The following is a 13,879-nucleotide window of genomic DNA, read 5'->3' as shown; positions in this document are numbered from 1 at the left end:
AGAAGCGGATAGGACAGAGAAAGTGGCGGATAAATCTTGCAAAGTGACGGATAGATCAAGGAAAGTGATGTATAGAACGGTAAAGTGATGGATAGAGAGAAAAGAAATTGATAGAAAAGAGAAAGCGGCGGATAAATCCTACAAAGTGACGGATAGACCATGCAAAGTGATGGATAGAGTGGGGAAAGTAATAGATAGAACGAGTAAAGTGACGGATAGAGAGAGAAGAAGTGGATAGAAAAAGGAAAGTGGCGGATAAATCTTACAAAGTGACGGATAGAGAAGGAAAGCGGTGGATAGACCATGCAAAGTGACGGATAGAGAAGCGAAAGTGGAGGATAGACCGCGCCGAGTGAAGGATAGAGAGAGAAGAAACGGATAGAAAAGAGAAAGCGGCGGATAAATCTTGCAAAGTGACGGATAGAGCAGGAAAAGTGACGGATAGACCGCGCCAAGTGAAGGATAGAGAGGAAAGAAGCGGATAGGACAGAGAAAGTGGCGGATAAATCTTGCAAAGTGACGGATAGAGCAGGAAAAGCGGAGGATAGACCATGCAAAGTGATGGATAGAGCCAGAAAAGTAGTGGATAAACCGCAACAAGCGGCGGATAAACCTTGCTATAGTGCTGGATAGGCACCTCAAAGAGCAGTGTAGAACCCCGAAATCAATAGTCCCGCCATAATAAAACGCTGAACCACAGAGTGTCTGGTCCAGCGTGTATTAATTTATTGAGCTGGTGGCGTGGGCTTTAAGGCGACTACTACTGTTGCAAGGGTCATTGTCACAAGGATGATGATGCCTAAGGAGCTGCTGTTTTGTAGTAAATTGTCGGCACTTCCGCCAAATATAATGGTATAGTAGCCATCAGCTCCGTAAGTAGCGGGTAGCATGGCGGCGACATTGTTGTACCAGTCAGAGAGCATATTTTTGGGGACGAGTACGCCTGATGTTACGAGTTGGAGGGAGAGGGCGCAAATATTAAAGACCATCCCAACGTTACCAAAGAGAATAACAAAAACTTGTGCTAGACAAAGGAAAGCTAAATACATGATAGATTGAAAGAAGTAGATAGAGAGAAAGCTTTCGTTGCTAGTAATATCAAAGACCTGCATTAAGGCAATTGTTAGCAATGGTAGGGTAAAGGCTACGGTCACATTGAGTAGCTGTCTTGCTAAAAATAATTGCCATTTGGATAGACTTTCTCGAACAATTTGGGCAGCTTGCTGGTGTTGCATAATCATCACCATAGCACCGACAAAGGATGAAATGATCACCATAAGTGGTACAAAGTTTGCCGCAAAGCCTTTCGCGTTATTGGTTTTAACAATAGTACTCTCGATTGCATGGTCTTTGACAGTCATAACGGTTGTCTTGACGGACGCGGTAATTTGCTGTGCAGTATTTTGCTCAAAAGGAAGCTTTGCAAATTGTTGAGAAAAGACCTCGATTGCCTGATTTTGTTGCATTGGATAAAGGGCTTGATTCATTTCTTCAGTCATTTGCTTTGCTACACCCTCCATCATGTTTTTCGCCACGCTTGCATTGGCTTGATTAATAGCGTAAATAATTTCCGCTTCTTTTCCTGCTTCAAGTTGCTTCGTAAAATCTACTGGAATGTGCAGTATCATATTAATTTGTCGTTCGTTTAATGCTTGCTCAGCATGCTCCATTGACGAATAGTCCTCTATGGCAAAAGGACTAGACTCTTTGATATTCTGTGCTAGCTGTTGCCCCAAGGCGGTATCCTCTGAGACAATGCCGATGGTTAATTGCTCGGCTCTTTCATTGACACCATCATACGCTGTCATCCAAATAGTAAAGAAAATTAATTGAAAGGCAATAGTAGCGACAATGCCTATATAGGTTTCACGAACGCGCAATAATGTTTGTAAACCTTTCATTTTATTACCCCCTGAATTAAGTAAGTACTTACTTGCATTGGTAGGAAAAATTTTTTCTAGGAAACGAGTCCCCTAGAAAAAATCGAAACACTTGTCTGTAAAAGTTCTTCGGTTGGTATGTCAGACACAATAGTGCCAAGTCGAGCACGTGACATAAAATGACCAAAATTTAGGGCAATGAGCGATAATGCAGCTGCTTCAAAATCCAATTCTCTTATTTTCCCTCGCTGATGCATTTCTTGAAAGTAGTGAATAAGCTCCTTCTTAATCAGAAGGGGAATATTCGCAATTTCCTCACTAATTTCAGGGAACTGAATGGACTCCTTAAAGCCAATCATTACAAAGTCTTTAATCGACATTAAAAACTGGAAATGTTTCAGTGAGAAGTTGAATAAATCTTTTTCTAATTCCCATGTGACATTTTGATTAATCTCCTGTTGTAAAAGTGGATAATAAGAAAATTGTTCAATAATGGCTTTTAATAAACCACGCTTGTTGCCGAAATGGCGGAAAAGAGTGACTTCGTTGACACCTGCTAATTCTGCAATGGTTTTGGTAGTTGCAGCTGTATAGCCCTTTTCACTAATCAATTGTAGTGCAGCCTCGATTATTCGTTCTGCCGTTCCCTTCGTTGTCAAAAACATACTTCCTTTCATGCAAGTAATCACTTACATACTAACATAGCGTATGATGTTCTGCAACAAAATGGTTGGACTATAGGAAATAACAGGTAATATAAGCATTGACAATTATATCGACTGCTGATATATTTTTTATATCGACTGGCGATATATTGATGGGCGATATAGAGGGGGATTTGTATGACACAGGAGCATCCGCCATTAACAGAAGGCGTTTATTATATTTTATTAGCTTTATATGAGGTTAGACATGGTTATGGCATTATGCAATTAGTGGAAGAATTGAGCAATGGGCGTGTGCGTTTAGGGGCTGGAACTATTTATGGAGCGATTAAAACATTGCTGGAACGAGGCTGGATAGAGGCTCTTGATGAGGATGGAAGAAAGAAGGAGTATATCATTACTGAAACTGGGAAATCGGTTGTTGACTATGAAATTTTGAGATTAAGGGAACTTTTTGACAATGGTATCCGTATAACGAGAGGAGTTGAATAATATGCATAAATATCGATTGATGATTAATCCCTATGCAATTGAGAAATGGGTCAATGATATGGCTTGTAAGGGCTGGCATTTGAAAAAATTCACATGGATTCGTTTTACGTTTGAACGTGGAGAGTCAGGTAGCTATATTTATCGCCATGATGAATTAGAAGGATTTAGCACTCACTATGAAGAGGATTATCTCGAATTTCTGAAATCCTCTGGCATTGAGCAAGTAGATCGCTCTGGCAATTTTGTATTTTTTAGAAAAGCGGCACAGGAGGGTCCATTTGAGCTGTATACAGATAAAAAAACGAAACTAGGCACTCTGTCAAAAAAGATGACCGTCTTGCTTTCTCTTATTCTACTTAATTTACTCATCGGCATAACTGGTTTGACTGGGGATTTTTCCGAACGCACAATGGATTGGGTTGGTTTCACGATGAATATGCTAAATCTAATTGTCGTTGTGTTATTCTCTTTTCCATTAATTAAGCTAATACGTGTACGCAATCGATTAAAGAGAGAACTAAATGTGTTTTCAGATTAATGGATTGATCAATATTTTCTGGGAAATCAGAAAATATTGAAAAGGGAAACTTTATTGTAAGGGTGAGGCTAGATGAAAAAAAGAGTGTATCGTTTTTTTATTGATTACGAAAAGGAAGAACGATGGGTTAATGATATGGCAGATCGGGGGTGGAATTTAAAGAAAACAATGGTAGGCTACTTTGTGTTTGAAAAAGGAACGCCAGGTCAATATTTTTATCGAAATGAATTCGTTAATAGGAAATCAAAGGATTATTTTGAGTTTCTAAACATGATGAATATTGAATGTGTAAGCAAATTCGGTGGTTGGGCCTATTATCGAAAGCTACAATCAGAGGGACCCTTTGAAATATTTACTGATGCAACTTCGAAAATTAACTATATCAAATCGATGAATCGTATTTTTATACTATTGTTGCTGTTTAATGTACTGGCGGGAATGTATAATCTTTCGATCGGAAGCGTAATCAACTCTAGTGTAGGTTGCCTGAATGTGATCGTCTCTATAATGGTACTTATATCCGTATCGAAAAATGAAAAACGTAAAAAGGGTTTGAAACAAAACTTACATATATTTGAAGGATAAGGAGGATTTACAACATGACTTTACAGTTACAGCATGTCACGAAGAAATACAAAGAGTTTACTGCTGTGGATGATTTAAATTTTACCATTGAAAAGGGTGAAATTTTTGGTCTTATTGGTCAAAACGGCGCAGGGAAGACGACAACATTCCGAATGATTTTAGATTTACAGGAAACAACGGCAGGGACAATTACTTGGAACGGCAAGCCAGTTAATGCCATTAACCGCGATGTCCTTGGTTATTTACCTGAGGAGCGGGGTATTTTCCCAACGATGAAGGTAGAGGAGCAGCTTTACTTTTTTGGTGAGTTACGAGGCATGAAAAGAGCAGAGCTAAAAAAGGAAATTGATTTTTGGATTCAACGCTTTGAGCTTGGTGAAAAACGCAAAGATAAGGCAGAAACCTTGTCAAAGGGGAATCAACAAAAGGTTCAGCTTATTGCAAGTTTTATCCATAAACCTGAGTTTTTAATTTTAGATGAACCGTTCAGTGGTCTAGATCCAGTCAATAAGGATTTACTAAAGGATGCTATTTTATTATTAAAAGAGCAGGGTACGACCATTCTGTTCTCCAGTCACCAAATGGATAATGTGGAGGAGCTTTGCGATCATTTGTGCTTATTAAAACGAGGTGTGTCTTTATTTTCTGGTAGCTTACTAGATTTAAAGAAACAATATGGAAAAACAAAGCTTGCTGTTCGCACGGATTGGTCAACGACACAGTTATTGGCACTCGATGGAGTCAAGGATGTACGTGTTGAGAAGGAACAAACAGTCCTAACACTAGTAGACGAAAGCTTTGCCCAAAGTATTTTTGAGCAGTTGTCAGATGGGAAGTATATTGAAAAGTTCAGCTTAGATTATTTATCGTTAGATGAAATATTTAAAGATAAAGTAGGTGGCCATATTGTCGAAGTTTAATTTGTTAATGAAGCAATTATACAAATCAAAAATTAAATCAAAATCATTTATTTTAATGACTTGCTTATATGTTGTTGTCATGTCTGTAGCTGTATTTTGGTCTGATATTAAGGAGCTATTTACAGGTGATGATGAAGCCAAGCAAATTGCCATTGTTAATGAGACATCCGCTGATTTAAGTGGAATCTTTGTTTCCAATGGAGATATGGCCTTTATTCAGGATGAAAAAGATGTATCAGCACTAGAAAAAAGGGTTAAAGATGGTAAGCTAGATGCCATTGTGACAATTAACGATCAAGGTGGCCAACTACATGCAGAAATCGCTACGTTTACACCACTAAAATTAAACGATCAGTCAGCATTATCTTCTTTATTGCAGTATGCTGGTCAGCATTTTGCCGTTCAGCAATTATCTTTATCACCAGAACAAGCGGCACAAATTATGGGTGCACAAACGGCTATTACTACCAAAAATTTAAATGAAGAATCAGCTGGTGGTAAAAGTGAAGAAGAGAAGCAATCTGGGTTAGTAGTTTCCTATGCAGTGGGTATATTAATCTATTTCTTTATTTCTACATTCCTTTCGATGATTACGACGGAAATTGCTTCTGAAAAAGGCTCACGAGCAATGGAAATGCTTTTAGTTAGTGTGAAGCCAGCCACACATTTTAAAGCAAAAATTGCAGGGGTATTATTACTTGCGTTAACGCAGATGGGGATTATTGCAGTAGTGTTTCTGATCTATTCGAAGTTTGTCAAAGACGGAATGGTTTGGGATGCGGCTGCTAGCATCATCAAAGAATTATCTGTTGGCTATGTTATCTATGCCATCGTATTTTTACTGTTAACGGTTATTCTGTATCTAATCATTGGCGCATTATTTGGTTCACTAGTATCGAAGGTAGAGGAAGCGGGTCAAGTGTTAATGCCTGCTATGATTATTACGATGATTGGCTTCTACGTTATGCTTACAGGAATGGGTAATCCAGATACGTTAATTATTAAAATTTTCTCCTATATTCCATTAACTTCTGGAATGATCATGCCGATGCGAATTGGTGCTACAGATATCGGCAGTATTGTACCGCTACTTTCATTAGGGATTTTAATTGTAACGATAATTGTCGTGTATCTATTTAGTTTATCCTTCTATAAACGAAGTGTGCTGACATATAGCTCAGGTGGAGTAATTCAAAAAATTAAAACGGTTTTAAAGGTAACAACATAAGTTCAAAGCAGCTACGTGATAGATGTAGCTGCTTTTTTGGTTGTTTGATGCCATTGTTAGTAAACAATGTAAAGGAATTTACGGAATCAGTCGAATTTTGGATCGAAAGAAGCTATAATTTAAAAAAGAGCACGAAAATGAGTTTGTCATGAACCGGAAATGAAACTTTTTTAGATGGTAATCGTAAATAATTAGTAGAGATAAATTGCAGGGGGTAAAACGTATGTCTGAATTTAACAACGATCTTTTAAAATCCAAGGACCCATTCGCTTCAGAAAATCCTTTATTACAACCAAATCCACTTTTGCAACAAGAGCCTGAACAAAAGCCAGTGCTTGTGTCGGAGCAGGAGTTATCGCAAATTGCACAAAATCAGCTGATGCTAAAGAAAGATCCAGAGATTCATGCACTTGCACAAAAAATTGATGTTAAAGATCAAATTGCTATGCTTGAGCTTGGTAAAGAAACAGCCAATGGCATTTCTACTTTTTCAGATAAAATGCTAGCGACGATGAAATCCAGTAAGCTTGAGGAATCAAGTGTACTATTAAATAATCTTAATAAAATTATGGATAAATTTGATCCACAAGATTTTGCTGATGAGAAAAAGGGTGGCTTTATCTCAAAGCTCTTTAATAAAGGGAAAGAGCAATTGGAAAAGTTTTTATCTAAATATGACAGCATGAACAAAGAAGTGGATGTCATTTACCGCGAAATTCAAAAATACGAGGGAGAAATGAAGCGCAATACGATCGACCTTGAAAATTTGTATGAACAAAACTTAAATTACTTCCAATCATTAAGTAAATTTGTTGCAGCGATTGAGGTAAAAATTGAAGAGGTTCGTGCAGCATTATCAGCACTTGAACAAAAAGCTCAAACGGGCGATCAATTAGCAGCGATGGAATACGAAACAATGCTACGTGCTGTGGAATTATTAGAGCAACGTCGCTATGATTTAGAAATGGCACAACAAGTATCGTTCCAATCTGCACCTCAAATTCGTTTAATGCAGCAAGGTAATAACCATTTAATTGCCAAAATTAACTCTGCCTTCGTGACGACAATTCCAATTTTTAAACAGGGCTTGATTCACGCAGTCACATTAAAACGACAAAAGCTAATTTCTGACTCCATGAGTGAGCTAGACCGTCGTACGAACGAAATGCTTGTTCGTAATGCTGAAAATATTAGTAAAAACAGTGTAAATATCGCGCGTCAAGCAGGTAGCCCAAGCATTAAAATCGAAACTATCGAAACAACATGGCAAACGATTATGTCTGGTATTCAAGAAACGAAGCAAATCCAAGCAGAAACGGCAAGAAATCGTGAAGAGGGTCGTAAACGTATTGAGCGTTTGCAATTAGAATATGAAAAACTGAAAAAAATGTAAAATCAAAAGCTTCTTGCTCAAGTTGTTGCAAGAAGCTTTTGATTTGGAAAAAAGAGCTCTTGGTAATTGTTCTTTGACAAAAACAGAAATACTGATTATCATAAAAATAAATGAGAATGATTATCAAGTGAAAAAGGAAGCGGATAGATGATACACAAAGCAATACGAATAGATAAATTTGTTCGTGGGGGAGTGAAGAAGTAATGGGGAATAAAATAAAGTCCTCTGCATTTTCGTATGAGCCTAATCAAGATGGAACACTAGCTCTCTACACGACTGAGAATTTAATGATTGTGCCGCAAAGCCGTTATCTGGAGCTGTTGCATATGGAAGAGCTGTACAATGCTATGCATACAGATTTGGATCATAAACAACATAGTTTAGAACGAGAACGAAAAATGTTAAAAAAACAAAATGCACAGCTTACAGAAGAAATGCAAAAGGTCAAGCAGCAAAACATGGTCCTCCAAAAAAAGGTGACGGAATACAATTGCGTGGTAGAAGAGATGAAGGTGCTCCGTCAACAAAATACAGAGCTGCTAATAGAATTAAGTAAGTATACAGCGCTGTCAAGAGAATCACTGACAGGTCCTCTTAAGTCGATGATTCGAGATATGCGTGAGCAAGGGGTAGGGATTAAAGAAATCCATATTCGCATCAAGCGTCAAATCAATCCAGATATTAGCTATAGTACAGTGCGTAAATATATTTCTGAGCTCGAAGCGGAACAGCAAGGTGAACGGTGATAGCAAGTCACTAGAAATTTGGCATTTACAGTTGCTACTCAAAGTCCTATAATGAGTCTATTCTTTAACTAGTTTAATATTATGTGAGGTCGTCTATCGATTTCAAAAAGAGTAGGAGCGTTAGTGGTCATGTCAAATGAGAAAAAAGGGGTACTGGCAGCCTTTTTAGCCTATGCCTTTTGGGGAGCTTTCCCTCTATATTGGAAACTACTTGAACACGTACCGAGTATGGAGATTTTATTATCACGTGTTATTTGGTCTTTTGTCTTTACGGTACTAGCTGTTATCGTATTTCGAATGCGTAGGATCTCCTTGCAGATTTAAAATATTTATGGTCCCATCAAAAGCTTTTCTGGCAGCTTGCAGGTGCATCCTTTGTCATTTCAATGAACTGGTATTTGTATATTTGGGCAGTAACCCATAATCATTTAATTGAAACAAGCTTAGGTTATTATATTAATCCACTGTTATCGGTTATTTTTGGGGTAATATTCTTTAAAGAATCGCTAAGTCGTGCACAATGGATAGCGACGGGGATCGCTTTTATTGCTGTCATTATTTTAACAATCAATTACGGATCTGTGCCATGGGTAGCATTGCTGATCGCACTGTCCTTTGCTATTTACGGTGTACTAAAAAAGAAAATCAAATTAGATGCCACAAGGGGCTTAGCCATTGAAACATTGTTGATTTTACCCTTTGCATTAGGCTATTATGTTTATCTGTTTACAACACATCAAGCTTCATTTTTACATGTCGATGTAAAAACAGATATTTTAATGATTTTCAGTGGGTTAGTTACAGCAATACCGCTTATTTTATTTGCCAAGGGTGCACAAAATATACCTTTATATTTACTAGGCTTTATTCAATATGTATCGCCAACCATTGTCTTGGTTTTAGGCATTGTGCTATACAAAGAGCCATTCAGTCAGGTAGAGCTTTTAGCATTTAGTATTATTTGGGCGGCTTTACTGCTATTCTCTGGTTCTAAAATTATTGAAACAAGAAAAGCCCATCATAAATCACTAGACTTGTAGAATTTTCTACAGGTCTTTTTATTTTAGAATAAGGATATCAAGTAATTAATTTTAAAATATTAGTTTTAACTAGGAATGCTGTCAAAAATATTTGTGGCTTCTTGAATGGCTAGGTGAAGACCATGTGTTTGGTTGAAAACGATCACTATCGCTATGACGAATAGAATCGCAAATATGAAAGAGGCAGGATTTCTCAGCTCATGCTTTTGCCTTCTAAAGAATTGCAAACAAATAACGGCAGCGATAATGATAATAATGAGCGAAATAATCAGGGTGATCAATGTTGAATGTATGTCGTTTACCGCTTCCCTAAACTGTCCTAATATCCCCATATTGTTAGGGCTCTCCACAATGGTTTTTTGACTGTCTTTGTTGGTAATCTCCCACCTAAAGTGATCGTTTTCTTGCAATACCGTATAATGAAAGCCTATTGTGTTTCTTTCTCCAATTAATGATGAAGAGGCAAAGGCTGTAGGAATCCATAAACTGAAGATGAGCATAAAGCTAAAAATGGTATGAATGGTTTTTTTGCGCATTTGGTCACTCCTTCATAGTGATATTCGACAAAAATTAGAAGAATCCCTTTCCTATATGAACACCTTTACTTTTTTGACAACATGTAGTAAGATAATGTCAATAATTAGATAACAATGAAAACTAATGCGAGGTGCTTTTTGTGAGTGCGGTAGGTTCTAACTAGGTAAAATTGAATGAAATAAGGCTATGGCGACAGGGGATTTATGTCATGCACACACCCCTTTTTTAGTCATGGATTTATTTCAAAACCTATGTAGATACCTACAATACTTTATCAAGCGTGGCGTACTATCGATGAACCTTCAAGTAACAAGAGGTTTTATTTGTGGTGCCGTAAAAGCTCGCCTTTTAAAGATTAAGCTGTGGGGATTCCTCACAGCTTTTTATTTTATTAACACATCATTGCTATCTAATATTGGGTAGGTATCTTCATGTATGATCAAACATTACAATGAGGAGAATGAAAAAATGAATTTTACTACTCTAGAAAAGTTACAATACCATGAATTAAAGGATATCGTTAAATCCTACTGTGTTAGCGGTTTAGGAAAACAACTATTAGATAAATTAATGCCAAGCTCAAGCCTAGCAGTTGTGAAAACTCGTTTGAATGAAACGACAGAGGCGCGCGCAATTTTAGATGCAGAAGGCCATGTACCTTTTTTAGGTGTCTCCAATATTGAGCATATCATGACCAAACTTGCGAAAGGGATGATATTAGATCCAAGTGAGCTAGTTAGTATGTCAGACTTTTTAAGAGGCTGTCGCAATATCAAAAAATTCATGTTGGATAAGGAATTTTTTGCACCAGTTCTTTCATCTTACGCCCATTCAATGGCAGAGTTTAAAAGTGTGGAGGAGGAAATTAATTTTGCGATAAAAGCCAATCGTGTGGATTCAGCTGCTAGTCGAGAATTAAAGCGTATTCGTCATCATATGGACACGACCGAAGAAAAAATTAAAGAACGCTTAACAAAATTTTTGAATAACAGTGCTAACAAACCCTATATTCAGGAATTCTTTATTAGCCAAAAGGATGATCGATATACGATTCCAATAAAGGCTTCCTACAAAAATCATGTACAGGGTACAGTAGTAGAGATTTCCTCAAAAGGTGCAACTGTTTTTATGGAGCCGAGTGTAGTTGCTAAATTGAATGTAGAATTGGCTACCTTAAAGGCAGAGGAAGCGGTGGAGGAGTATCAGATTTTAGCCACTTTATCAGGACTTTTAATGGAACATCTTCATGCCATTCAGATTAACATGGAGTTGATTAGTCAATATGATATGGTCTTTGCCAAAGCAAAATTCAGCAGACAAATTGGTGGTATGGAGCCACGTTTAAATGATTATGGTTATATTAACATAGTAAATGGCAAGCATCCGTTATTACCAGCTAATGCCGTGCCCCTACAGTTTACCATCGGTCAAGATTATCGTAGCTTAATTATTACGGGGCCAAATGCTGGTGGGAAAACCGTTGTCTTGAAAACAATTGGCTTATTAACGTTAGCGACCATGTCAGGCTTTCATATCGTAGCAGAGAAGGGAACCGAGATGGCACTTTTCGATCATATCTTTGTGGATATTGGTGATAATCAAAGCTTAGAAAATGCTCTTAGTACGTTTTCTTCCCATATGAAAAACCTTTCCGATATTATGAGGGCGGCGAATAATCATACACTTTTACTGTTCGATGAAATTGGCAGTGGTACAGAGCCAAATGAAGGAGCAGCGTTAGCAATAGCTATTTTAGAAGAGTTTTATCAGATGGGCTGTATGACCGTTGCAACAACACATTATGGCGAAATTAAACGATTTTCAGAAATGCACCCTGATTTTATGAATGCAGCGATGCGCTTTAATAGTGAAACACTAGAGCCTTTGTATCAATTAATGATTGGCACATCAGGAGAAAGTAATGCCCTTTGGATTTCTAAAAAAATGAATGTCCGTGAAACAGTTTTACAAAGAGCAAAGGATTATATGAATAACAAGGATTATCAGCTAACACTTGTTCAAGACAGTAAAATCCGTAAGCCAAAGATAGAGAAAGCAAAAGCGACAACAGTATATGCCTATGCAAAAGGAGACCGCGTGAAATTACTGGATTATGATGATATAGGGCTCGTATACGAAGAAATGGATCCTTACAATAATGTCAGCGTCTTCTATAAGGGGCAAATACTAGAGGTAAATGTTAAGCGACTTGCCTTAGAACTACCTGCAACAGAATTATACCCCGAAGGATATGATTTAGAGACATTATTTGTTGATTATCAAGCACGCAAGCTTCAGCACGATATCGAGCGAGGGTCCAAAAAAGCATTACGTAAAATACAAAAGGATATTAGAAAAGATAAATTGAACTAATAACTTAGTTGAGAGACTGGGGCATAAGTGAACTTTCCAATTAGAAAAATGAGAGTCAACGTTATGTCCCAGTTTTTTTAGAATGGGGAGGACAAATAGGTTGAAAAAGGAATTTGGTATGTTGGTATTGTCTAGTATTTTATTGCTTGTGGGTTGTAGTGTTCATCAAGAAAGTTCTCAGAAGGATGAGAACTCTTCAACCGAACAATTATCAATGCAGCCGAAACAAGAGGCGAAGGAAAGTATTATTTGGTTTTCAGAGAACAATGAAGTACAGCTCACACCAAAAACAAAAGTTTCAGATGGTTTCAGTGGTGTAACTGTTGCAGTAAATAATATGGAGAAAGAGTTTAATTGGCGTTTTACGACCATTACAGAGCCTCAAGTTTATTATACAGATATTACAGGGGACGGGAAAAAAGAAGCAGTAGTAATTATAAATACAGGAAGAGGGACTGGTTTAACGATTGATGAAGTACATGTGCTGAATAGTGAGAACCTCTCCGAAATAAACGTACAGCCTTTTGAAGAAATTATTTCGGATCACTTCGAATCGAAAATTACTAAAAAAGGAGAGAATCTAAATATTCAAGTAGTAGTGCAAGGTACTGAACAGCATGTGAATGTTGTCGCTCTAGATCCACACGTAGAGCAAGAGCATCTTAATTTTGGAGGGGTCGTTTATTATAAATTAGACAATCAAAAATTAACTGTAGTGCTAGGTGCTAGTGTTGGAGTATCTCCGCAATATGTAGGTGATGTCTATATTACATATCAATTTGATGAGGCTAAAAATGAATTCCTGGCACATCAAATGAAATTTGTTCCTCTAAACAGCTAAATAAAATAATTAAAAATGAGTTCGATATGGGGCAGTAGCACCTTGCATCGAACCCATAATGTTTTATTCTAGAAAGAATTAATTTGTGCTTTAATCGAATGATAGACTTCCTCAATTTTTCGTTTGTAAGGTAAATCCACTAAATTTAATGAATCTGTGTAGGCCATTTTTGCAATGTCGTAGGCTGTTGTTAGCTCCCCAAAATGTGCATAGCACAGGGCTTTATAGGAAAAACACTCATGTAAGCTTAAAATATCATATGGGTGACTAATATAAATCGGTATGTTTTTATATTGTTCAAATGCAGCCTTCGCTTCGTCATAACGACCAAGTAAATAGAGGGATTTTCCTTTTTCAGCATAATAAAAATTAGGATCCAGCTTGTCTATATACTCATGCTTCCTAAGCTCATTAAAACGTTCTATTTCAATCAGAGCCTGCTCATAATTATGGATGTAACTATTATAATAATGTGCCTTCAATACAAAAATAAAGGCGTCCACCTCAACACGTTCCGCAAATGCCTGATATTGCGCTAGCTTCATAAACATATGATCTGTTTGTTCAAAATCATGATCGATCATAGCACAATAGGCACCAATCCTGTACATATTATCAATTTGATAGAACAGTTGGTTTTT

At 37.3% G+C, this 13,879-nt stretch carries 12 protein-coding genes and 2 pseudogenes; 10 read left to right on the top strand and 4 right to left on the bottom strand.

The features are described from left to right. Nucleotides 1-725 precede the first annotated feature (725 nt). Nucleotides 726-1,901, bottom strand: a complete 1,176-nt coding sequence (locus tag RT445_RS19370) for a YhgE/Pip domain-containing protein (protein WP_312507085.1) — start codon at nucleotides 1,899-1,901, stop codon at nucleotides 726-728. Nucleotides 1,902-1,957: 56 nt separating this feature from the next. Continuing rightward, nucleotides 1,958-2,545, bottom strand: coding sequence for a TetR/AcrR family transcriptional regulator (locus RT445_RS19365; RefSeq protein WP_274797295.1), 588 nt, complete (start codon nucleotides 2,543-2,545; stop codon nucleotides 1,958-1,960). A 177-nt stretch (nucleotides 2,546-2,722) separates the two neighbouring features. Here RT445_RS19365 and RT445_RS19360 point away from each other — a divergent pair, with 177 nt between their 5' ends. The 8 genes and pseudogenes from RT445_RS19360 to rarD all read left to right on the top strand — a co-directional run bounded on the left by RT445_RS19360 (nucleotide 2,723) and on the right by rarD (nucleotide 9,487). Beyond that, nucleotides 2,723-3,037 (top strand): PadR family transcriptional regulator, encoded by a 315-nt coding sequence (locus RT445_RS19360; protein ID WP_274796606.1) that lies wholly within the window; start codon nucleotides 2,723-2,725, stop codon nucleotides 3,035-3,037. A gap of 1 nt (nucleotide 3,038) precedes the next feature. Beyond that, nucleotides 3,039-3,575, top strand: coding sequence for a DUF2812 domain-containing protein (locus RT445_RS19355; protein WP_313471337.1), 537 nt, complete (start codon nucleotides 3,039-3,041; stop codon nucleotides 3,573-3,575). Nucleotides 3,576-3,647: 72 nt separating this feature from the next. Beyond that, nucleotides 3,648-4,160: a DUF2812 domain-containing protein gene (locus tag RT445_RS19350; RefSeq protein WP_312507084.1), complete on the top strand. Its 513-nt coding sequence runs from the start codon at nucleotides 3,648-3,650 to the stop codon at nucleotides 4,158-4,160. A gap of 14 nt (nucleotides 4,161-4,174) precedes the next feature. After that, nucleotides 4,175-5,080: an ABC transporter ATP-binding protein gene (locus tag RT445_RS19345; protein WP_274796609.1), complete on the top strand. Its 906-nt coding sequence runs from the start codon at nucleotides 4,175-4,177 to the stop codon at nucleotides 5,078-5,080. Further along, the gene (locus RT445_RS19340) at nucleotides 5,058-6,308 is read left to right on the top strand and encodes an ABC transporter permease (protein ID WP_313471335.1); all 1,251 of its coding nucleotides are present in this window, start codon (nucleotides 5,058-5,060) and stop codon (nucleotides 6,306-6,308) included. Before RT445_RS19345 ends, RT445_RS19340 begins: the two co-directional genes overlap by 23 nt. Nucleotides 6,309-6,531: 223 nt before the next feature. Then, nucleotides 6,532-7,701, top strand: a complete 1,170-nt coding sequence (locus RT445_RS19335) for a toxic anion resistance protein (protein ID WP_313471334.1) — start codon at nucleotides 6,532-6,534, stop codon at nucleotides 7,699-7,701. A 203-nt stretch (nucleotides 7,702-7,904) separates the two neighbouring features. After that, on the top strand, nucleotides 7,905-8,447 hold the full coding sequence (locus RT445_RS19330; protein ID WP_274796612.1) for a hypothetical protein: 543 nt from the start codon (nucleotides 7,905-7,907) through the stop codon (nucleotides 8,445-8,447). 129 nt (nucleotides 8,448-8,576) lie between these two features. Further along, nucleotides 8,577-9,487 (top strand): annotated as a pseudogene (gene rarD / locus RT445_RS19325) (EamA family transporter RarD). Nucleotides 9,488-9,552: 65 nt separating this feature from the next. On the opposite strand, the gene RT445_RS19320 reads toward rarD, so the two are convergent. Next, complete coding sequence (locus RT445_RS19320) at nucleotides 9,553-10,023, bottom strand: hypothetical protein (protein ID WP_312507081.1); 471 nt, start codon at nucleotides 10,021-10,023, stop codon at nucleotides 9,553-9,555. 469 nt (nucleotides 10,024-10,492) lie between these two features. Between RT445_RS19320 and RT445_RS19315 the strand changes: the two genes are divergently transcribed. Together RT445_RS19315 and RT445_RS19310 are read left to right on the top strand one after the other, a co-directional pair. Then, on the top strand, nucleotides 10,493-12,397 hold the full coding sequence (locus RT445_RS19315; RefSeq protein ID WP_312507080.1) for an endonuclease MutS2: 1,905 nt from the start codon (nucleotides 10,493-10,495) through the stop codon (nucleotides 12,395-12,397). A 100-nt stretch (nucleotides 12,398-12,497) separates the two neighbouring features. Further along, nucleotides 12,498-13,238 carry a hypothetical protein gene (locus RT445_RS19310; protein WP_274796618.1) on the top strand — a complete coding sequence of 247 codons (741 nt, stop codon included), beginning with the start codon at nucleotides 12,498-12,500 and terminating at the stop codon, nucleotides 13,236-13,238. 68 nt (nucleotides 13,239-13,306) lie between these two features. Here RT445_RS19310 and RT445_RS19305 read toward each other — a convergent pair. Beyond that, nucleotides 13,307-13,879 (bottom strand): annotated as a pseudogene (locus RT445_RS19305) (helix-turn-helix domain-containing protein); the annotation flags it as partial.

Source organism: Lysinibacillus sp., assembly GCF_032093475.1.
GTDB classification, from domain to species: Bacteria; Bacillota; Bacilli; order Bacillales_A; family Planococcaceae; genus Lysinibacillus; species Lysinibacillus irui.
This window is presented reverse-complemented; position numbering and strand designations above follow the sequence as displayed.